The 21,384-nt window shown below is 67.0% G+C and carries 18 protein-coding genes; 13 read left to right on the top strand and 5 right to left on the bottom strand.

The genetic code is table 11. The features are described from left to right. Positions 1-57: 57 nt before the first annotated feature. The gene (locus tag ACQCSU_RS02730) at positions 58-1,422 is read right to left on the bottom strand and encodes a MurT ligase domain-containing protein (protein WP_426978124.1); all 1,365 of its coding nucleotides are present in this window, start codon (positions 1,420-1,422) and stop codon (positions 58-60) included. Between the two features lie 91 nt (positions 1,423-1,513). On the opposite strand from ACQCSU_RS02730, the gene pdxT reads away from it, so the two are divergent. The 9 genes from pdxT (at position 1,514) to ACQCSU_RS02685 (ending at position 11,493) form a co-directional block, all read left to right on the top strand. Beyond that, positions 1,514-2,215 carry a pyridoxal 5'-phosphate synthase glutaminase subunit PdxT gene (gene pdxT, locus ACQCSU_RS02725; RefSeq protein ID WP_426978122.1) on the top strand — a complete coding sequence of 234 codons (702 nt, stop codon included), beginning with the start codon at positions 1,514-1,516 and terminating at the stop codon, positions 2,213-2,215. A gap of 3 nt (positions 2,216-2,218) precedes the next feature. Beyond that, positions 2,219-2,974 (top strand): YebC/PmpR family DNA-binding transcriptional regulator, encoded by a 756-nt coding sequence (locus tag ACQCSU_RS02720; protein WP_426978120.1) that lies wholly within the window; start codon positions 2,219-2,221, stop codon positions 2,972-2,974. Continuing rightward, the gene (gene ruvC, locus ACQCSU_RS02715) at positions 2,971-3,558 is read left to right on the top strand and encodes a crossover junction endodeoxyribonuclease RuvC (protein WP_426978118.1); all 588 of its coding nucleotides are present in this window, start codon (positions 2,971-2,973) and stop codon (positions 3,556-3,558) included. The genes ACQCSU_RS02720 and ruvC overlap by 4 nt, the downstream gene beginning before the upstream one ends. 128 nt (positions 3,559-3,686) lie before the next feature. Beyond that, positions 3,687-4,331 carry a Holliday junction branch migration protein RuvA gene (gene ruvA / locus ACQCSU_RS02710; protein ID WP_426978116.1) on the top strand — a complete coding sequence of 215 codons (645 nt, stop codon included), beginning with the start codon at positions 3,687-3,689 and terminating at the stop codon, positions 4,329-4,331. Continuing rightward, complete coding sequence (gene ruvB, locus ACQCSU_RS02705) at positions 4,324-5,436, top strand: Holliday junction branch migration DNA helicase RuvB (protein ID WP_426978114.1); 1,113 nt, start codon at positions 4,324-4,326, stop codon at positions 5,434-5,436. Before ruvA ends, ruvB begins: the two co-directional genes overlap by 8 nt. A 213-nt stretch (positions 5,437-5,649) precedes the next feature. Next, positions 5,650-6,057, top strand: a complete 408-nt coding sequence (gene yajC, locus ACQCSU_RS02700; protein WP_426978112.1) for a preprotein translocase subunit YajC — start codon at positions 5,650-5,652, stop codon at positions 6,055-6,057. A 106-nt stretch (positions 6,058-6,163) separates the two neighbouring features. Continuing rightward, positions 6,164-7,939, top strand: coding sequence for a protein translocase subunit SecD (secD, locus tag ACQCSU_RS02695; protein ID WP_426978110.1), 1,776 nt, complete (start codon positions 6,164-6,166; stop codon positions 7,937-7,939). After that, entirely contained in the window at positions 7,940-8,950 is a 1,011-nt protein-coding gene (secF, locus tag ACQCSU_RS02690; protein WP_426978109.1) for a protein translocase subunit SecF, read from the top strand. It abuts the gene before it with no gap. A 149-nt stretch (positions 8,951-9,099) separates the two neighbouring features. Next, entirely contained in the window at positions 9,100-11,493 is a 2,394-nt protein-coding gene (locus ACQCSU_RS02685) for a RelA/SpoT family protein (protein WP_426978108.1), read from the top strand. Here ACQCSU_RS02685 and ACQCSU_RS02680 read toward each other — a convergent pair. The 3 genes from ACQCSU_RS02680 to ACQCSU_RS02670 form a co-directional block, all read right to left on the bottom strand. Then, a complete protein-coding gene (locus tag ACQCSU_RS02680; protein WP_426978107.1) occupies positions 11,490-12,101 on the bottom strand; it encodes a hypothetical protein in 612 nt (203 codons plus the stop codon). The genes ACQCSU_RS02685 and ACQCSU_RS02680 overlap by 4 nt on opposite strands. A 96-nt stretch (positions 12,102-12,197) precedes the next feature. Beyond that, positions 12,198-13,832 (bottom strand): DUF349 domain-containing protein, encoded by a 1,635-nt coding sequence (locus ACQCSU_RS02675; RefSeq protein ID WP_426978106.1) that lies wholly within the window; start codon positions 13,830-13,832, stop codon positions 12,198-12,200. Positions 13,833-13,893: 61 nt separating this feature from the next. Beyond that, positions 13,894-14,706, bottom strand: coding sequence for a peptidylprolyl isomerase (locus tag ACQCSU_RS02670; RefSeq protein ID WP_426978105.1), 813 nt, complete (start codon positions 14,704-14,706; stop codon positions 13,894-13,896). A gap of 258 nt (positions 14,707-14,964) precedes the next feature. Here ACQCSU_RS02670 and hisS point away from each other — a divergent pair, with 258 nt between their 5' ends. The 3 genes from hisS (at position 14,965) to ACQCSU_RS02655 (ending at position 19,138) form a co-directional block, all read left to right on the top strand. Then, positions 14,965-16,320, top strand: a complete 1,356-nt coding sequence (hisS, locus tag ACQCSU_RS02665; protein WP_426978104.1) for a histidine--tRNA ligase — start codon at positions 14,965-14,967, stop codon at positions 16,318-16,320. A gap of 159 nt (positions 16,321-16,479) precedes the next feature. Then, complete coding sequence (gene aspS, locus ACQCSU_RS02660) at positions 16,480-18,252, top strand: aspartate--tRNA ligase (RefSeq protein ID WP_426978103.1); 1,773 nt, start codon at positions 16,480-16,482, stop codon at positions 18,250-18,252. 79 nt (positions 18,253-18,331) lie between these two features. Continuing rightward, positions 18,332-19,138: a GNAT family N-acetyltransferase gene (locus ACQCSU_RS02655; protein ID WP_426978102.1), complete on the top strand. Its 807-nt coding sequence runs from the start codon at positions 18,332-18,334 to the stop codon at positions 19,136-19,138. Positions 19,139-19,205: 67 nt separating this feature from the next. On the opposite strand, the gene ACQCSU_RS02650 is transcribed toward ACQCSU_RS02655, so the two are convergent. Next, the gene (locus tag ACQCSU_RS02650; protein ID WP_426978101.1) at positions 19,206-19,853 is read right to left on the bottom strand and encodes an acVLRF1 family peptidyl-tRNA hydrolase; all 648 of its coding nucleotides are present in this window, start codon (positions 19,851-19,853) and stop codon (positions 19,206-19,208) included. Between the two features lie 64 nt (positions 19,854-19,917). Here ACQCSU_RS02650 and ACQCSU_RS02645 point away from each other — a divergent pair, with 64 nt between their 5' ends. Then, on the top strand, positions 19,918-21,357 hold the full coding sequence (locus tag ACQCSU_RS02645) for a replication-associated recombination protein A (protein ID WP_426978100.1): 1,440 nt from the start codon (positions 19,918-19,920) through the stop codon (positions 21,355-21,357). Positions 21,358-21,384: the final 27 nt, after the last annotated feature.

The raw sequence follows: 21,384 nt of genomic DNA, 5'->3' as shown, positions 1-21,384 counted from the left end.
CGTAGGAGAGCCCGTGTCCGGACTGCCGTCCGGTCTGCCCGGACGAAGGCTGGGGGGTCATGAGACCACCTCCACTGTGGTGATTTTGGCTAGCTCGCGGCGGATGGCCAGCATGGCTGTGTAGGTGCAGAAGATCCGTTTCGGTTTGCCCTTCGCGCCGCGGATGAAGGCAGCCAGTGCGGGCGCGATGTCGGTATCGACGGCGCCGATGGGGACGTCGTCATACTGCAGCCGGAGGGCCATGTCGTAGGCCCGCGAGCCGCTCAGCTGGTCCGCGCCCTCCTCACGGAGGGTGTCGAATTCGACGTCCCAGAGCCAGGACATGTCCCGGCCGTCTGCATAGTTGTCGTTGATCGCGATCATGGTGGCGTAGCCCGCGGCAGGGAAGGACTTCAGGCCGAGCCGGAAGCCGCTGGGGTTCTTCACCAGCACCAGTTCCAGCGGCAGGCCGTCGACCACGAGGCTTTCGCCGCGGCCGAACGCCGGCGCTACACGGGACAGCGCCCTGAGCAGGCCGTCGTTATCTGCCACAGCCGTCTTTCCTTGACCGGCGTCCCTGACCGCGATGGCCCGGGCCAGGGTCAACGCGGCGGCCGCGTTGAAGATGTTGTAGACACCGCGCAACAACATCGCGGTGGTGACGGTGACGCCGTCGTACTCAAAGTCCGCATTATCGGCACCGACCCGGCGCAGCACGACGTCGGCGTGCGGCTTCGCGGGGGCAGGAGGCACCGGGCTGCCGGGGGCCGCCCGCAGCTCGTCGTCGTTCGGGAAAGTGCTCAGCAGCGAATCATCGAGGCCGAAGTAGAGGACGTCGGGGCCGTTCAGGGTGTCTGTTTTGTGCGTGTCTGTTTTGTGCGTGCCTGTTTTGTGCGTGTCCGCGGTAAGCGTTTCCGCGATTCGGGCCACGCGGGGGTCTTCCCGGTTCAGCACAACGGTCCCTGTGGTCTTGGAGGCAACATGCTGCAAGAGCTCCGCGGTCTTGTCGATCTCCCCGAAGCGGTCCAGCTGGTCGCGCAGGACATTCAGCAGGAGGCTGTAGCGGGGTGGCACCTGGTTGACGAAGTGCACGGCGTGGGCCTCGTCCAGTTCCAGCACCGCGACGTCCGCCCTGAGCCGGCCGCGCCAGTCCACCTCGCCGAGCAGCGCCGCGGCGACGCCGCGGGTGAAGTTGCTGCCGGTGCGGTTGGTGAAAACCGTCAGGCCCTGGCTTTCCAGCAGCTCCACGACCATCTTTGTGGTGGTCGTCTTGCCGTTGGTACCGCTAACGACGGCGACGCCGAGAGGCAGCGTGGACAGTGTCCTCCGCATGAAAGCGGGGTCGATTTTCTCGACCACCAGACCGGGAAGGGCAGAGCCTCCGCCCCAGAGCCGGGAGACCCGGCGGACGAGCTTGCCGAGCGGAACACTGAAGTAAAACATGCTTTGTAATATATCCCAGCGGCGGCATGAAAGCCTGCCGGGCGGCGGAGCCGGTGCAGTTCGGGAAAGCCCGGCGCACTATGCTGGTCGAATGACCAACCCCCCTTCTGCGCTTCCTTCCCGCGCGGGTGCAGGCCTGCGGATAGGTGTCCTTTCCCTCCAGGGCGATTTCCGCGAACACCTGCACGCGGTGGAGGATGCCGGCGCCACCGGCATCGGAGTACGCCGCCCGTCCGAACTCGACGGCCTCGACGGCCTCATCATTCCGGGCGGCGAATCGACCACCATTGACAAACTGTCGAGGATTTTCGGCCTCCGGGAACCGCTGTGTGACAGCATCCGGGGCGGGCTGCCGGTCTACGGTTCCTGCGCCGGCATGATCCTGCTGGCGAACGAGATCGCCGACCCGGCCAGGGACCTCGCCGGGAATCCGCAGCAGACCTTCGGCGGCCTGGATATCACGGTCCGCCGCAACGCCTTTGGCCGGCAGCGGGAATCCTTCGAGACGGACCTCGATTTCAAGGGACTGGAATTCAGCGCCACGGAGCACGGCGTGCCCCCCGTCCATGCCGTCTTCATCCGCGGACCCTGGGTTGAGCGGGTGGGGGATGGTGTGGAGGTCCTCGCCATGGTGGAACCGTCCAGGGCGGGCCACCCCGAGTCGCTGGACGGGACGGCTAGAATTGTTGCTGTGCGTTCCGGCCAGCTGCTGGCCACCTCCTTCCACCCCGAAGTGACGGGGGAGAAGCGCGTGCATGAACTGTTTATCCGAATGATCAGAGGAGAAGCATAAAGCATGTCAGGCCACTCCAAATGGGCGACGACCAAGCATAAAAAGGCCATCCTCGACAGCCGCCGGGCCAAGTCGTTCGCCAAGCTGATCAAGAACATCGAAGTTGCAGCGCGCATGGGCGGACCGGACCTCGCCGGCAACCCCAGCCTGGAGTTGGCGGTCACCAAGGCCAAGAAGACCTCGGTCCCCGCTGACAACATCGACCGCGCCATCAAGCGCGGCGCCGGCCTCACCGGCGAAGTCGTGGACTACACCGAAATCATGTACGAATGCCGCGGCCCGCAGGGCTCGGCGCTGCTGATCGAGTGCCTCACGGACAACAAGAACCGCGCCGCCTCGGAAGTCCGCCTCGCCATCTCCCGCAACGGCGGCACCATCGCCGATCCCGGTTCGGTCAGCTACCTCTTCTCCCGCAAGGGCGTCGTGTCCCTGCCGAAGAACGGCCTGAGCGAAGACGACGTGCTGATGGCCGTCCTCGACGCCGGCGCTGAGGAAGTCAAGGACAACGGCGACAGCTTCGAGATCCACTCCGAGCCGACCGACCTCCAGGCCATCCGGGATGCCCTCAAGGAAGCCGGGATCGAGTACGACACCGATGAGGCCGAGTTCGTGCCGTCGATGGAGGTGCCGCTGGACCTCGACGCCGCCAAGAAATTCATGAAGCTCGTGGACGCCCTCGAGGAACTCGACGACGTCCAGAACGTCTACAGCAACGCCGACCTCAGCGACGAAGTGCAGGCCGCACTGGAAGCCGAGTGACCCTTCGCGTCCTCGGCGTCGATCCGGGCCTCACCCGCTGCGGGATCGGCGTCGTGGACGTTGAGAAGAACCGCCGTGCCACCATGGTGGCCTTCGGCGTCGTCGGAACCTCTCCGGAGGAAAGCCTCGACCAGCGGCTGCTGGTCATCGCCACCTCGATCGATGACTGGCTGGACAAGTACGAACCGCACGTCCTCGCCGTCGAGCGCGTCTTCTCCCAACTCAACGTCAGCACCGTGATGGGGGTCGCGCAGGCCTCCGGTGTGGTGATCGCCGCGGCCGCACGCCGCGGCATCCCGGTGGCGCTGCACACGCCGTCGGAGGTCAAGGCCGCGGTTACCGGCAGCGGCACGTCCAACAAGGACGCCGTCACCAAACTGGTCACGAAGATTCTCCGCCTTGACGCCCCTCCGCGGCCGGCCGACGCCGCCGACGCCCTGGCGCTTGCCATCACCCATGCGTGGCGGGCCGGCAGCGGAACTTCCAACAAGGGCGCAGTCAGCACAGGACCGGGCGGCCAGTCGTTGACCCCGGCCCAGCGTGCCTGGGCGGACGCCGAGGCCAAAGCGCGCCGTGCGCGTTGAATGTCCGACTGTGCCGGCGTGGAGCTTGGTAGGGTATTCGTAGATATGTTCGGATAGCCGGTTCTTCCGGTTTATATTGTCAGCTATATTGTCAGCTGTATTTTCGCTGTAAACCCAGGAGCCCGGCTTTGATCAGTTTTCTCCGCGGAACCGTAGCGCACGTCGGCCTGTCCTCGGCAGTGATCGACCTCAACGGCGCCGGTATGAGCGTGAACGCCACACCGCAGACCCTCAGCAGCCTGCGGGTGGGTGAGGAGGGGAAGCTCTTCACGTCGTTGATCGTCAGGGAGGACTCCCTCACCCTGTTCGGTTTCGGCAGCGACGACGAACGCGAGGTGTTTGACGTCCTGCTCAGTGTCAGCGGCGTCGGGCCCCGGCTGGCGTTGGCGGTGCTGGCCGTGCACGAACCCGAGGCCATCCGCGTCGCCGCCCACTCCGGCGATGGCAAGTCCTTCACCAAGGTGCCCGGGATCGGGCCTAAGGTCGCCGGGCGCATCGTGCTGGAACTGGCCGGCAAGCTGGTGCCGCACGGGACCGCAGGCGCCACGGCCCCGGCAGTATCCGCGGAAGCGGTCTGGAAGCCGCAGGTCGTCGCTGCCATGACGAGCCTCGGCTGGTCCGAAAAGGACGCCACCGCCAGCATCGACAAATCCCTGGCGGATTCCCCCGAGCTGGCAGACAAGGGCAACGTGGCGGAAATCCTTCGCGCCACCCTCCGCTGGCTGGGCCAGGACGGCGCCCGCGCCGGGAACAGGGTAGGCGCCCGTGGCTGAGCCGTCGCTCGTCGCCGGGGGAGAGGAGCCGGAGGAGCGGGTCATCGAGGCCGCGCTCCGGCCCAAGAACCTGCACGACTTCGTCGGCCAGCACCGGGTCCGCAAGCAGCTCTCCCTGGTGCTGGAGGCCTCCCGCATGCGCGGACGCAGCGCCGACCACGTGCTGCTCTCCGGACCTCCCGGGCTGGGCAAGACCACGCTTTCGATGATCATCGCGGCCGAAATGAACGCCCCGCTGCGGATCAGCAGCGGTCCTGCCATCCAGCACGCCGGCGACCTCGCCGCGATCCTGTCCTCCCTCTCGGAGGGCGAGGTCCTTTTCCTCGACGAGATCCACCGGATGTCCCGGCCGGCCGAGGAAATGCTCTATATGGCGATGGAAGACTTCCGCGTCGACATCGTCGTCGGCAAGGGTGCCGGCGCCACTGCCATCCCGCTCGAACTGCCGCCTTTCACCCTGGTGGGCGCCACTACCCGCGCCGGCCTCCTGCCCGGGCCGCTCCGCGACCGCTTCGGCTTCACCGGACACCTCGAGTTCTACTCCGTCGAGGAACTCGAACTGGTGCTGCGGCGCTCTGCCGGGCTGCTGGACCTCAAGGTCAATTCCGCCGGTTTCAGCGAGATTGCCGGACGCTCCCGGGGCACCCCCCGCATCGCCAACCGGCTCCTGCGGCGTGTGCGCGACTGGGCACTGGTGCACGGTATCGAGCAGATCGATGCCCGGGCAGCCTCCGCCGCGCTGGACATGTACGAGGTGGACAAGCGCGGCCTGGACCGGCTGGACCGTGCCGTCCTCGAAGCGCTCATCACGAAGTTCGGCGGCGGACCGGTAGGCCTGTCCACCCTCGCGATCGCCGTCGGTGAGGAAACGGAGACCGTGGAAACCGTGGCCGAGCCGTACCTCGTCCGGGAGGGGCTGCTGGGGCGGACACCCCGGGGCCGGATTGCCCTGGCACCGGCCTGGACCCACCTCGGCTTTGCCGTGCCGGCCGGAGTCTTTGCGCAGGACCCCCTGGAGTTGTTCCGGGCCACCGACCCCGGTGATGAAAACGTTGAAGAACTGGGTGAGGAAGCGGATCCGGAATGGATCCGTAACAGTCAATAACACCGCCCCGTGACCTTTTCCCTTTAGACTGGAATGACGCTCGGCACGTTCGGGTCTTTGTTTCTGTGGGCGGCGCGCATCTGGCCGCTCCTGGCCGGGTATGGTTTTCTGGCAGGTTCACTGCCAGGCATTTTGCCAGGCGGCCCGGAGCGAAGCGGACGTTGCTGAAACCCAGCTAGGCAAGTAAAAGAATGGAATTTCCCCTTGGATCCAATGACAATTCTCCTGTTCGTCATGCTCGGCGTCTTCGTCTTCATGATGTTCCGCCGGAACAAGAAGACGCAGCAGCAGCAGGCGCAGCTCCAGTCGAAATTCGGCCCCGGCGTCGAGGTGATGACGAGTTTCGGCCTGTACGGCCGCATCGTCGAAATCGATGAGGAAGAGAACAAGGTCCTGCTCGAACTCTCCCCGGGAAACACCGCCACCGTGCACCGTCAGGCCGTCACCAAGATTGTTGAGCCGGTTGTCGCAACCGAGGAGCCGGCGGTTATTCCCGACGACGCTTCCTCGCTGACCACTGAAAAGGCGGACAGTGCCGCTCCTGTCAATGAAGCGCCCCGCAATGAAACTCCTGATGAAACTCTGCGCCGCCTCAATGACGAAGGCAAGAAAGACAGCTAGTCTGCCTATCTGAGCTATCCCGCGAAGTAACGGTTGCGGGCATCCGCCGGTGCGGGCCTCCGGGCCTGCACCGGCGGTTCCTCCGTAAATAATAGAAAGATCGACAATGGCACGTACTGGCCCCAAAAACACAGCCCTCAGGGTGCTGGTCTGGCTTGGCGTAATTCTCGCCGTCCTGACTGCCGTCCTGGCGGGCGGCACGATTGCCGGCCAGGCGAGCTGGGCTCCCAAGCTCGCCCTGGACCTTGAAGGCGGCACCCAGATGATCCTGGCGCCCAAGGTGGAGGGCGGCTCGGACATCAACGAAGAACAGCTCAACCAGGCCGTGGCGATCATCCGCCAGCGCGTGGACGGCTCGGGCGTTGCGGAAGCTGAAATCAGCACGCAGTCCGGCCGCAACGTCGTGGTCAGCCTTCCTGGCACGCCTTCCAAGGAAACCCGTGCGCTGATCCAGGCCTCCGCCGACATGAACTTCCGGCCGGTCCTTCAGGCCGGCCCCGGCGCAGCAGTTCCCCCGGAGTCCAGGACCCCGGACGACAAGCTGCCCCAGCCCACGGCCGCGCCTGCCAACAGCAGTGACGAGAACTGGATCACCCCCGAGGTCTACAAGCAATTCGAGGCGCTCGACTGCGACAACCCCGCCCAGGACAAGCAGGAACGCTCCGACCCGGCCAAGCCGCTGGTCACGTGCGAGCCCGCCTCCGCCAACTCGCCGGCCATCAAGTACGTCCTTGGCCCGGTTGAAGTGAAGGGCTCGAACATCAAGGGTTCGACCTTCCAGCTCCAGCGCGGTGCCCAGGGCGCCGTGACCAACGAGTGGGCTGTGAACATCCAGTTCGACGACCAGGGCACGGCCAAGTTCAAGGAAGTCACCGAGCGCCTGTACCAGTTCTACGTCGCCGGCGGTGGCCAGGGTGGCTCGGATCCGAAGGCCCAGTTCGCGATCGTCCTCGATAACCAGGTCATTTCGGCGCCGCGTTCCCTAGCCGTCATTACCGACGGCCGCCCGCAGATCACCGGCGGGTTTACGGAGAAGTCCGCGAAGGCCCTCTCGGACCAGCTGCGTTTCGGCGCCCTGCCGATCAGCTTTGAGATCCAGAGCGAGCAGCAGATTTCGGCAACCCTCGGTGGTGAGCAGCTCCGCATGGGCATGCTGGCAGGCCTGATTGGCCTGCTGCTGGTGGTCGTCTACTCGCTGTTCCAGTACCGGGCGCTCGGCTTCGTCACCGTAGCCTCCCTCGTGGTGGCCGGTGCGCTGACCTACCTGGCCATCGCGATCCTGGGCTGGACGGAGAACTACCGTCTATCCCTTGCCGGCGTCGCAGGCCTCATCGTCGCCATCGGCCAGACGGCGGACTCGTTCATCGTCTACTTCGAACGCATCCGCGATGAGCTCCGTGAAGGCCGCGGCCTGGTCTCGGCCGTCCAGAACGGCTGGAAACGTGCCAAGCGCACCGTCCTGGCATCCAAGGCAGTCAACCTCCTGGCCGCCCTCGTGCTGTACTTCGTGGCGGTGGGCAACGTCCGCGGCTTCGCGTTCACCCTCGGCCTGACCGCCATCGCTGACCTGATCGTCGTCTTCATGTTCACCCACCCGACCCTGCAGGTGCTGTCCCGCACCAGGTTCTTCGGTGAAGGCCACCGGTTCTCGGGACTTGACCCCAAGCGCCTCGGCGCCGTGCCCCTGTATCGGGGAGCCGGCCGGATCCGCACGCCGGAGGACAGGCCCACGGTGGCGGTCCGCGCCAAGAACACTGGCGCCGCGGCGGAAGCCGAACGCCGCATGACCATTGCAGAACGCCGCCTCGCGGAACGTCAGGAACAGCTACAGCAGGGACAGCTTGCCGGTTCCTCCAAGAGCGCTTCAAAGGAGGGCAAGTAAATGGCCAGCTTCGCCAATTTCGGCAACGAGCTTTACACGGGCAAGCGCTCGTACGACTTCGTCGGCTCCAAGAAGATCTGGTTCCTGATCGCGGCGGTCGCCGTCGCGCTCTCGATCCTTCTCCCGGTCGCCAAGGGCGGATTCAACCTCGGCATCGAGTTCCGCGGCGGATCCGAATTCACGGTCTCCAATGTGAAGACCACGGACGCGACTATCGGTGAGCAGGCCGTCCAGGGCGTTGTCCCCGGCAGCATCCCGCGGGTGGCGAATGTCGCCGGCAGCACGATGCGCATCCAGACGGATAAGCTCACCGACGACGAGACGCTGCAGATCAAGGAAGGCCTCACGAAGGCCTACGGCGTGACCGAGAACGAGGTGACGTCCACGTTCATCGGACCCACCTGGGGCGCAGACGTGACCAAGCAGGCCCTGCTGGGACTGCTGATCTTCGTCGGCCTCGCCGCCGTGCTGATGGCGCTGTACTTCCGCACGTGGAAGATGTCACTGTCCGCCATCGCCGGTATGCTCGTGACGATGTTCATCACCGCCGGTGTCTACGCCCTCAGCGATTTCGAGGTGACGCCGTCGGCCATCATCGGCTTCCTGACTGTGCTCAGCTACTCGCTCTACGACACCGTGGTGGTATTCGACAAGATCCGTGAAAACACCGCGGACCTGCAGGCTTCCACCCGGCGGACTTTCGGCGAGGAAGTCAACCTGGCCGTCAACCAGACCCTGGTCCGCTCCATCAACACGATGATGGTGGCCATCCTTCCCGTCGGTGCAATCCTCTTCATCGGCGCCGGGCTGCTGGGGGCGGGAACGCTGCGGGACCTCTCGCTGGCGCTGTTCTTTGGCATCCTGATCGGAACGGCTGCGACGATCTTCATCGCCGCGCCGCTCTACGCCTGGCTGCGGCAGAACGAACCTGAGCTGGTCAAGCAGGCCAAGCGCGTGGAGCAGCGCCGGGCAGAGGCTGCGGCCAAAACCTCCGCACCGGCCACGGCGTAGCCTACAGCCGGTCCGCCCGGTGTGATCCGACGGGCCGGAGAACGTCATCCGTGACGCTCTCCGGCCCGTCGCCGTATCCCGGTCGGTTATCGAAGTATCCTGCCGCGGGAATAGACTTGAATAATTAACGGGTTGTGAGGGGTGCTTCATTGGAAGAACGTTCGACGCCGGTGCCGGCAGCACCAGCGGACAAGGGTACCGGCCAGGGTTCGCAGACTGGTGTGGTTGCTTCCGTACGCGCCGATCCGTCTGTCCCTGTCGACAGCTCGGGCGCGCGGCCCACGTTCCCCGGCCGCCGCGAACGCACCCGCTCCCGGCTCGCCCGGCTGACAGGGCGCGGTGCCCCGGCCTACTCGCCCATCCTGGAGCCCCTGCTCCGCACCGTGCGTGCCAACAACCCCAAAGAGGACTTCGACCTCATCCAGCGTGCCTTCGTCGTGGCGGAGCGCTGCCATCGCGGGCAGAAACGTAAGAGTGGCGACCCGTACATCACGCACCCCGTAGCGGTGGCAACGATCCTCGCCGAACTGGGCCTCAGCGGCACAACGCTGGCCGCGGCACTGCTGCATGACACGGTCGAGGACACGTCATACACCCTGGCGGACCTCAAAGCCGAGTTCGGGCCCGAAGTCGCGATGCTGGTTGATGGCGTCACGAAACTGGACAAGGTCAGCTTCGGCGAGGCCGCCCAGTCCGAAACGGTGCGCAAGATGGTCGTGGCGATGGCCAAAGACATCCGGGTGCTGATGATCAAACTCGCTGACCGGCTGCACAACGCCCGCACCTGGCGCTTCGTGTCCGCCGAGTCCTCGGCGCGGAAGGCCCGGGAAACCCTGGAAATCTTTGCACCGCTGGCCCACCGGCTCGGCATGAACACGATCAAGTGGGAACTGGAGGACCTCTCCTTCGCGGCCCTCTACCCGAAGGTCTACGAGGAAATCGTTCGCATGGTGGGGGACCGGACCCCGGAGCGCGAGAAAAACCTGAGCGTCATCCGCAACCAGATCACCGAGGACCTGCGCGCGGCCAAGATCAAGGCCACCATCACCGGACGGCCGAAGCACTACTACTCGATCTACCAGAAGATGATCGTCCGGGACAAAGACTTTGACGACATCAACGACCTCATGGGCGTCCGGGTCCTCGTCGACTCTGTCCGGGACTGCTACGCGGCCCTGGGCGCGATGCACTCGCGCTGGAATCCCCTGCCGGGGCGGTTCAAGGACTATATCGCGATGCCCAAATTCAACATGTACCAATCACTGCACACCACGGTGATAGGTCCGGGCGGCAAGCCGGTCGAAATCCAGATCCGCACGCACGAGATGCACCGCCGCGCCGAATATGGCGTCGCCGCGCACTGGAAGTACAAGGACCAGCCGAACCGCACGGCAGCCGGTCCGGGCAGCCCCCGCGAAGGCGACATGGGCTGGCTCCGCTCCCTGGTCGACTGGCAGCAGGAGACCTCCGATCCGGGCGAATTCCTGGACTCGTTGCGCTTTGAAATCAACGCCCGTGAGGTTTTTGTCTTCACCCCCAAGGGCGAGGTCATGGCCCTGCCCGCCGGCTCCACACCCGTGGACTTCGCCTACGCCGTGCATACCGAGGTGGGCCACCGGACCATCGGTGCCCGGGTCAACGGCAAGCTGGTGCCGCTCAACAGCGAACTGAACCACGGCGACTGGGTGGAGATTTTCACCTCGAAGGCCGAAGGGGCCGGGCCCAGCCAGGACTGGCAGCACTTCGTCAAGAGCGCCCGGGCCCGCAACAAGATCCGGCAGTGGTTCAGCAAGGAACGCCGCGAAGAGGCGATCGACCGCGGCAAGGAACTGCTGACCAAGGCCATGCGCAAGCAGAACCTCCCGCTGCAGCGGCTCATGACGCACGACGCCCTCGCCGCAATCGCCGAGGACTTCAAGTACGCGGACATCTCCGGGCTCTACGCCGGGGTGGGCGACGGCCACACCTCGGCCCAGTCCGTCATGGAACGCCTTGTCGAGAGCCTCGGCGGGAAGGAAACGCCCGACGATAACCTCTCCGAGGTCTCCATCCCCACCCAGGTCAGCAAAGCCAAGTACTCCGATTCCGGCGTCGTTGTCCGCGGCGTGGACGACGTCTGGGTGAAGCTGGCACGGTGCTGCACACCCGTGCCGCCGGATCCGATTCTGGGCTTTGTTACGCGCGGTTCGGGCGTGTCGGTGCACCGGACCGACTGCACCAACGTCGCGGGCCTGATGGACCAGCCGGACCGGATCGTCGACGTCGACTGGGCGCCCACGCAGTCGAGCGTGTTCCTGGTGGAAATCCAGGTCGAGGCCTTGGACCGCAAGTCCCTGCTCTCGGACGTGACGCGGATCCTGTCGGAAAACCACGTCAATATCCTGGCGGCGAGCGTGCATACCTCCACGGACCGGGTGGCCATTTCCAAGTTTGCCTTTGAAATGGGCGATCCCAAGTACCTGAGCCACGTGCTCAGTGCGGTCCGGCGGATCGACGGTGTCTTTGACGTCTACCGCACCACCGGGAACCGGCGGCGCAGCTAGGGCGGTTTCCCGTTCTCCAGGGCAGCGAGTTTCTCCAGTGCCCCCTTTTTGTGCGGCACGCGCGGGGTGGCTTCCACGGCGAGCCGGAGCAGGCGCAGCCGCACGCCCAGCTCAGTCCGGGCCAGGAGCGCGTTCAGGGCCGGCAGCGCCCGTTCCGGTTCCACATGGAGGGCGATGTCCACTCCAGTCCGTAGCGGGCTGGAGACCATCAGCCCGCCGAGGCTGACGACGTCGAACGGACCCAGGCGCACCTCATGGAAAGTGCAGCCTCGCGTGGATCTCAGGCTGGAAAGTCTCCGGTTGGCGTCCACCAGCAGCGCCAGGCGGTCCGGTTCCCGCGCGCAGCCGTAAACCCAGGCCGCCGTCATCCTGCCTGCGACCACGCGCTGCCTGATCTGCGGCGGGATCATCGTGGCGAGAGCGCGGGCCCGGAGCCGCGGGGTCGAACGGGTGCCCGGCGGCAGGTAGCCGCGCTGGTACAGCTGCGTCAGGACGCCGTCGGCCGCCATGGCCTGCAGCTCCGGCCACGAGAAGAGCGTGCCGGGGGAGTACAGTTCGGCCGGAAGAGCAACAGGGGCAACCGGATCAGCGCCGGGCGGGTGGACCATTCAGCAATCGTGCCGGGTGTCCGGGTCACGAAACAGGCCCCGTCCCGGTCATGTGGATAACCGAAACGGGGCCTGGACGAGATTCCAGCCGGGGTGCTAGGAGAGTTCGCTCGCTGAACGCTCGAGCTGTTCCAGCCACGCCTGGCGGGCTTCGAGAGCTTCCTTGGCTACCGTGATCCTACGCTCGTCGCCTGCCTTCTCGGCCTTGGCAAGGTCATCCTTGAGGCCGGCGATGGCGGACTCAAGCTGGCTCAGCGCGCTGTTGGTGCGGGCCTTCGTTTCCGGGTTGGACCGCTTCCAGTTCTCATCCTCGGCTTGGCGGACGGCGTCCTCCACCTTCCGCAGCCCGGCTTCGACGCGGCCCATATCGGCGCGCGGCACCTTGCCGGCCTCTTCCCAGCGGTCACGGATGGACTGGAGTGCCTTCTTGGCGGCGGCGAGGTCCTTGACGGGCAGCAGCCCGTTGGCTTCCACCAGCAGGGCTTCCTTCACCACGAGGTTCGTGCCGTATTCCTGATCGATCTCATCGTTGGCTGCCTGGCGGTGGGTGAAGAAGACATCCTGCGCGGCCCGGAAACGTGCCCAGAGGGCGTCGTCGTCCTTGCGGCTGGCGCGGGGCGAGGCCTTCCACTGGTCCATGAGGCGGCGGTACTCGCCGGCTGCGAAGCCCCAGTCGGTCGAGGAGGACAAAGCTTCCGCCTCGGCGATCAGGTTCTCCTTGGCAGCCTTGGCTGCCGAGTTGTTGCTGTCCAGCTGCGAGAAGTAGGCGCGGCGGTGCCGGTCAAAGACGGTACGGGCAGCCCGGAAGCGCTTCCAGAGTGCGTCCTCGTTGCTCCGGCCGAGCCGGACGCCGCTCTTCTGAGCCGTCTTCCAGCCCTCGAAGAGTTCGTTCATCCGGGCGCTGGAAGTCTTCCACTGGATCTGCGCCGGGTCGTGTCCGGCGATCTCCTCGGCTTCGGCCACGATGGCTTCGCGGGCGGCCAGTTCGGCGGCGCGGACGGCGTCGTGTTCGGCCTTCTCGGCCTTCTCGAGCTCGCTGATCTGCGTGGCGAGGGCGTCCAGGCGGGCCTCGGCGGCGCGGAGATCGCCCACCATGTTGCGCTCGGCAAGCTGCTCGCGCAGGTGCGTGACGGTCTTCTGCATGTCCGTGGTGGTCGCCTTGGAGCTGACGCGCTGTTCCAACAGGACAATCTGCGCGACGACGTCGTCGTACTTCCGGGCGAAATAGCCCAGGGCCTCGTCATCGCTGACGCCCGGGTACTGGCCGACGGGGTGTTCCTCACCGGCGACGGTCAGGAAGACATGGCCGTCGCCTTCGACACGGCCCCAGCGGGCGGCTTCGGCGAGCGAGGCCGCCGAGGAGACCGACGCCGGTGCGGCGGCCGGAGCGGCCGGGGAAGGCTTTGCCTTGGGCCGGGCCGCGAAGGACGCCGGGGACGGCGCGGGGCGCGACGCAGCAGCCGGGGCGGCTTCCGCGGCGGGTGCTTCGGCGACCGGGGCGGATTCCCCGGCTGGTGCTGCTGCCTCGGGAGCTTCCGGGGCGGACTGAACCTCGGCCTGCGGCTCTGTTACCTGCGGTTCTGTTGCCGTGTCCGCTGCCGGGTCCGGGGGAGTGTCTGTCGCCTGTGCTGTGGTGTGTCCAGTGGCGTGGCCTACGGACGTTGCCTCGGCATCGGTCTCGTTGGCAGCTGCTGCTGACACTGTTTCGTCGGATTTCTGACTGTCTGTCACCGCTAGAAGTCTTTCGCTTGGAGGGAAATACCGGGACCGTGGCCGCAAGGGCCCCGGCTGGTTACTTCAGTGAGAACGAGTCTATCGTGACTGGTTCCACAGGTGCGCCGTCGGTGGCGTTATCACCCGGTTTAAGGCCGGCGGCAGCGATCCCGGCAACCACGTCGAGTCCGGACGTCACCTTGCCGACGACGGTATAGCCACCGGCAGCATCGGCCGGAATGACGGTGTCTTTGTACACAATGAAGAACTGGGTGCCGTTGCCGTTGGCGTTCCCGCCCGTCCTGGCCACGGCGATGGTGCCTGCCGGGTAGTCATTGTCCGGCGGGGTGTTTTCCAGCGGACCCCAGGTGTAGGCCGGATCTCCGCTGCCGTCGCCGGATTTGGAGCCGCACTGCAGCACGCCGAAGGTCTCGCCCGTGGTGAGCCGGTGGCAGCTGAGGCCGGCGTAGAAGTTCTGGTCCGCCAGGGACTTGAAGACGGCGGCAGCCTGCGGTGCCTTGGTGCCGTCCAGTTCGACGCCCATCGTCCCGGCATTGAGCTTGAGCTCGCCCGTGAAGATCTTGCCGGCCGCGGTCTCCGGTTTGGGGATGTTCTCGCCGTTGCCGGCGGGGGCCGGGGCCGAGGCCGACGGCGTCGCGGTCGGTGAGGCCAGTTCGGCCTGCGCGGCGGCGAATTCCTCCTCGGTCGGGTTGGAGGAGAAGACCGTCAGCTGGAGCACGAGGGCGAGGGCCACCGCCGCGGTGCCCGCGCCAACGGCGAGGACGTTGTCGCGCTTCCGGCGCTTGTCCTGTTCCCGGCGAAGCCCGCGCTTCGCCTCCATCTGCTGGACGCGCCGCTTGGCATCGCGGGCGCTCCGTGAACTGGCCGCCAAAAGTCCTCCTGGTTGTCGGGCCGGAACCTTGACGGGCCGTGGCGCCGTCGCGGTTTCAGCTGCAAAGCTGCCGGCAGTCCCGGTGGTGCCCGGCCGCATTAGAGTTGCCGGCGCCGAAAGCATAAACTGACTGCCGCACACAGTTTATGCACGACTGGCCGGTCTGCCGCCCATCTGTTCGCCGTTTCGGACAACCCGTCTCGGCCGGGATGCGGCGCCAGCGAACCGGCCGGTGATACCTGAGGAGAAAATTCCACCATGGCACGCACCGCCTCCCTGTCCGGATTCCCCGAGTGGCTTCCCGAGGAACGGCTGGTGGAGCTCCATGTGTTGGATACCCTGCGCCGGACTTTTGAGCTCCATGGCTTCTCCTCGATCGAGACCCGGGCCGTGGAGACGGTGGGCCAGCTGCTGCGCAAGGGCGAGATCGACAAAGAGGTCTACGGGCTGAGGCGGCTCCAGGACGAGGAAGGCGAAGCGGACCAGGACAGCCGGGCGGGCAAGGGTGATCCGCATGCCTTGGCCCTGCACTTTGACCTGACGGTGCCGTTCGCCCGCTACGTCGTGGAGAACGCCGGCTACCTCGCCTTCCCCTTCCGCCGTTACCAGATCCAGAAGGTCTGGCGCGGCGAACGCCCGCAGGAGGGCCGGGCCCGCGAGTTCACCCAGGCGGACATCGACATCGTCGGCGACGGCGAACTGCCGTTCCGCTACGACGTCGAGATTGCCCTGGTCATCGCCGAGGCCCTGGGCGCCCTGCCGATTCCGGATTTCCTGCTCCGGATCAACAACCGCAAGCTCGCCGAAGGCTTCTATAGCGGCATCGGGCTCATGGACACAGCCGGGGTACTGCGCAGCATCGACAAGCTCGAGAAGATCGGTCCCGCCAAGGTGGCGGAGCTGCTGCAATCCGAACTCGGCGCCAGCGAGGAGCAGGCACAGTTGGCGCTCAAGCTCGCCTCGATCCGCACCGAGGACACGTCCTTCGTGGAGCAGGTCCGGGCTCTGGGCGTGAGCAGCGAACTGCTGGAGGAAGGACTGAACGAGCTGGAACAGGTCATTGCGGCCGCCGTTCAGCATGCCCCCGGCCGGGTCGTCGCGGACCTCAGCATCGCCCGCGGCCTGGACTATTACACCGGCACCGTGGTGGAAACCATCCTTGTGGGCCACGAACAGCTCGGCTCGATCTGCTCCGGCGGCCGGTACGACGCACTGGCCAGCAAGGGCAACCGCAAGTTCCCCGGCGTCGGACTGTCAATCGGTGTGACCCGGCTGGTCTCCCGGATCCTCAGCCAGGATCTCGCGAAAGCCTCGCGCTCCGTGCCCACCGCTGTACTCGTGGCGCTCACCAACGACGACAGCTGGGGCGCGGCCCAGGACGTCGCCGCGCAGCTGCGCAGCCGGGGGATCGCCACCGAGGTCGCCGCGAAGGCCGAGAAATTCGGCAAGCAAATCAAGTTTGCCGACCACCGCGGCATCCCGTTTGTCTGGTTCACCGATGACGACGGCAAGCACCAGGTCAAGGACATCCGCTCCGGCGAACAGTCCGACGCCGATCCGGCCAGCTGGGCCCCCGCCGAGGACGACCTGCACGTCCGGGTCACCAAAGCCTAGGACCCCCTGCCCGCTGGCCGGGCTGGTCCCGGAATGACAGCAGTCATGCCTGGCGGCTGTCATTCCGGGACAACCCCGGCCAGCGGGTAAACTCGGACGGGACCGTTCCAGTAGCGGGCCTCACTTACTTGATTCTGTCTTCCCTCTGAAAGGTATGCTGTGCTGCGCACACATGACCTCGGATCACTTCGCTCCGAGCACATTGGACAAACCGTAACCCTGGCCGGCTGGGTCGGCCGGCGTCGTGATCACGGTGGTGTCGCATTCGTTGACCTGCGTGACGCTTCGGGCGTCGCCCAGGTTGTCGTCCGTGAGGAAGAGGTTTTCCACGGTCTGCGCAACGAGTACGTGCTGCAGATCGTGGGCACCGTGTCCAGGCGCCCCGAGGGCAACGAGAACCCCGCGCTCGGCACCGGCGAGATCGAGGTCATGGCCGAGAAGGTCACCGTCCTCAACACCTCCGAGCCGCTGCCGTTCCAGATCGATGAGCACGTCGAAGTGGGCGAGGAAGCTCGCCTCAAGCACCGGTACCTGGACCTGCGCCGCCCCGGCCCCGCCCGGAACCTGCGGCTGCGCTCGGAGGCCAACCGCGTGGCCCGCGAACTGCTGCACCAGGACGGCTTCGTCGAGATCGAAACCCCCACGCTGACGCGCTCGACGCCGGAAGGCGCCCGCGACTTCGTGGTCCCCGCCCGCCTCGCGCCCGGTTCCTGGTATGCGCTGCCGCAGTCCCCGCAGCTGTTCAAGCAGCTCCTGCAGGTGGGCGGTTTCGAAAAGTACTACCAGATTGCCCGCTGCTACCGCGACGAGGACTTCCGCGCGGACCGCCAGCCGGAATTCACCCAGCTCGACATCGAAGCCAGCTTCGTGGAGCAGGATGACATCATCCGCCTCGGCGAATCCATCGTGAAGGCACTGTGGAAGCTGATCGACGTCGAGATCCCGACGCCGATCCAGCGCATCACCTACCACGACGCGATGGCCCGCTACGGCTCGGACAAGCCGGACCTGCGTTTCGGCGTGGAGCTCACCGAGCTGACCGGGTTCTTCAAGGACACCGGCTTCGGCGTCTTCAAGGCCCCCTACGTCGGCGCCGTCGTCATGCCGGGCGGGGCCTCCCAGCCGCGCCGCACCCTGGACGGCTGGCAGGAGTTCGCCAAGCAGCGCGGGCACAAGGGACTGGCCTACGTCCTCTTCAAGGAGGACGGTGAACTGGCCGGCCCCGTGGCCAAGAACCTGACTGAGACTGAGCGTGCCGGCCTGGCCGGTGCCGTCGGTGCCAAGCCCGGCGACTGCATCTTCTTCGCCGCAGGGGAGAAGTCCGCGGCCCGTGCCCTGCTGGGTGCCGCCCGCGTCGAGATCGGCCACCGCACCGGCCTGATCAACCCGTCGGACTGGGCGTTCGTGTGGGTTGTCGACGCCCCGATGTTCGAACCGGCCGCAGCCGCCGTCGCCTCCGGCGACGTCGCCGTCGGTGCCGGCCAGTGGACCGCCGTGCACCACGCGTTCACCTCGCCCAAGCCCGAATTCATGGACAGCTTCGACAAGGATCCCGAAGCGGCATTGTCCTACGCGTACGACATTGTCTGCAACGGCAACGAAATCGGTGGCGGCTCCATCCGTATCCATGAGCGCGACATCCAGGAACGGGTCTTCGAACTCATGGGCCTGGACAAGGCAGATGCCCAGACCAAGTTTGGCTTCCTCCTCGAGGGCTTCAAGTTCGGTGCGCCTCCGCACGGCGGCATCGCCTTCGGCTGGGACCGCGTGGTCGCACTGCTGGCCGGCGTTGAGTCCATCCGCGACGTCATCGCCTTCCCGAAGTCCGGCGGCGGCTTCGACCCGCTGACCCAGGCGCCCGCGCCGATCACGGCGCTGCAGCGCAAGGAAGCCGGCGTTGACTTCAAGCCGGAAGCCAAGAAGGCCGAATAACCTGAATGGTTCAACGGCAGAGGCTCCCCGGGAAACCGGGGGGCCTCTGCCGTCTCATTGAAGGTGTTGAAGGGAAGAAATGACGGAGCCGGCCGAGTTGCCCGATCTGGAGGCGCTGATGGATGCCGCCTGGCCCGCCGCCGAGCGGGAGGAGTCCGGCGGCTGGGTGCTCCGCGCCGCGTCCGGCGTGACGCAGCGTGCCAACTCCGTCTGGCCCCGGAACCCTGGCGAAGACCCGCACCGGCAGCTCCCTGCGCTGCGGGAGGCGCGGCTCTGGTACCGGAGCCGCCGCCTGCCGCTGATTTTCCAGATGTTCGAAGGCCCGCGTCATGCCGGCCTGCACGCCGTGCTCGACGAGGAGGGCTTCACCCGGCAGTCCGAAACGTTGGTGCTGGTCCGGGACGGCGGCACGGAGTCGCCGGAGCCAGGCTCCGGCGTCGAGCTCTCCGCTGAGCCCACTGCGGAATGGATGCGTCTCTGGTGGAGCGTTGACGGCCGGGGAGACGAGGCGGCGCTCGACGCCGCCCGCGAAATCCTCGAAGGTTGCCCGTCGCTGTACGCGCTGCTGCGGGACGACGACGGCGTGCCGGCCGCCGTCGGACGGCTCGCCGTTCCTCCTCCTCCCGGCGGGGCAGTCGGGGCAGGCGGCTGGGCTGGCCTGTACTGCATGGCAACCCGCCCGGACGCCCGGCGGCGGGGCTACGCCGCCAGGATCCTGCGGGCGCTGCTGGCTGCCGGGGCATCCCGCGGCGTGGAAGGCTGCTGGCTGCTGGTGATGGCCTCCAACGCCGGGGCCAGGGACCTCTATGCCCGGGCCGGCTTCCGCGAAGCCTGCCGGTACCTCTACCGGCAGGAGCGGCCGAAGCGGCACCTGACCGGCTGCTGAGGATTGCCGCCATGGGCGCCGCCCGCGCGCCATTCCGGCGGTTCCCCGACTGCGGGGCGCGGGTCTTTCAAGCGGGCGGGTCGGTCACCAGGATCCGCACCGCGCACAGGTCCGCGGCCGCCTTCTTCAGCACCGCAGCGCGCGGGTCCGGGACGTCCAGGAACGCCAGCCTCGCCAGCGCACCGTACTGCTTCAGCACCGGCTCGTCGAGCACCTGTTCGGCGAGGGTCCGGTCGCCGCCCGGCGCGATGTATTCGATGGGGTGCGCCCCGAAGATCCGGGCGGCATGATCGGCGACGGCCTCCACCAGAGCATCGGCCTGGTTGGCCCGGCGCCGGGCAAACCGCTGCTGGGACCAGCCGCCGGCCGCTGTCCGGGACTGGACATGGCGCGTGCCGGTCTTGGACGCCAGCACGGCGCCGGCGCTGATAACGGCCACGGAGTAACCGCCCCGGCGGACCAGCACGGCCCCGATGCTCCTCGGCTGCCCGGCGAGGGAAGCCAGCCGGGAGACGGCGTCGCTGCCGCGGCCGGGCCGCCCGTCCACCGGCCACGGTGCCTGCAGCAGGGCCGCGGCCCCGTCCGCGGCGCGCAGCTGGAGGCCGCCGTCGAGCTCTTCCCCGTTCACCGCGCCGTGGCTCGCGGCGAAGCGCTCCACCCAGCCAGGCAGGCGGGTGCCGGACACGAACGCCAGGCGGGTGTCGGTGGTGGCCATGGCTCGGGACTCCGTTCAGGGTCGTGGGTGCAGTGCGGTCGGGAACTAGAAGTAGCCTATCTATGTGGATGATCTCTTTGGCGCAGGGCAGGACAGTGCCGGCGGAAACAACGACGGCGATGCCGAGGAGTCCGGCGACGGGCAGTCCGCAGGCGGCCCCTCCTCGCCGCGCAGCCCGCTCGCGGTCCGGATGCGGCCCCGGACGCTGGATGACGTGGTGGGCCAGCAGCATCTCCTCGGCCAGGGATCACCGCTGCGGCAGCTCGCTGCCGGCACGGACGCCACCGGCCCCGCCGGCCCCAGCTCGCTGATCCTCTGGGGACCCCCGGGCACCGGCAAGACCACTCTCGCGCACGTGATCGCCAAGGGTCCGGGCCGGAAGTTCGTGGAGCTCTCCGCCATCACCGCCGGCGTCAAGGACGTCCGGCGTGTCATGGAGGAGGCCCTGACCGCCCGGGACCTCTTCAAGACCACCACCGTGCTGTTCCTGGACGAGATCCACCGCTTCAACAAGGCCCAGCAGGACGCGCTGCTGCCCGGCGTCGAAAACCGCTGGGTGGTGCTGGTGGCCGCGACCACCGAAAACCCGTCCTTCTCCGTCGTCTCCCCGCTGCTCTCCCGGTCCCTGCTCTTGACCCTCAAGCCACTCACCGACGCCGACGTCGAGGGGCTGCTGCTGCGGGCCGCAGCGGATCTCCGCGGGCTGGGCGGCAAGGTCGAACTCAGCGCCGAGGCCCTGGGACATCTTGTCCGGCTCTCCGGCGGGGACGCCCGCCGGGCGCTGACATCGCTTGAGGCGGCCGCCGGCGTCGCGTTCGGCGACGCGGACGACGCCGACGGCACGGCCGGTACGGGAGAACCGGCTCCGGTCACGATCGAGCTCAAGCACACGGAACGGGCCCTTGACGTCGCCTCCGTGCGCTACGACCGCGCCGGCGACCAGCACTATGACGTCGCCAGCGCCTTCATCAAGTCCATCCGGGGCTCCGACGTCGACGCCGCCCTGCACTACCTGGCCCGGATGCTCGAAGCCGGGGAGGACCCGCGGTTCGTGGCCCGGCGCATTGTCATCTCTGCGGCCGAGGACGTCGGCATGGCCGATCCGACGGCGCTGCAGACCGCCGTCGCCGCGGCGCAGGCCGTGCAGCTGATCGGCATGCCGGAAGGCCGCATCATCCTGGCCGAGGCCGTGGTGCACCTCGCCACGGCGCCCAAGTCCAATGCCGCCTATCTGGGCATCAACCAGGCGATCGCCGATGTCCGGGCCGGGCTGGGCAACGGCATCCCTGCGCACCTGCGCGACGCCCACTATCCGGGGTCGAAACAGCTGGGCCACGGGAAGGGCTACAAGTACGCCCATGACGCACCGCACTCGGTGGCCACCCAGCAGTACCCGCCGGACGACCTGGTGGGACGCAACTACTACGAGCCGACCGCCAACGGCGCGGAACGCGACATCTCCACCCGGCTGGAGCGGCTGCGGAAGATCATCCGCGGCAAATGACCGGCGGGCACGGAAACTGCCCGTTGA

It is taken from the genome of Pseudarthrobacter sp. O4 (genome assembly GCF_050157025.1).
In the GTDB taxonomy this organism is placed as follows: Bacteria; Actinomycetota; Actinomycetes; order Actinomycetales; family Micrococcaceae; genus Arthrobacter.
The sequence above is the reverse complement of the archived record's forward strand: the minus strand, read 5'-3'. Positions and strand labels throughout refer to the sequence as shown.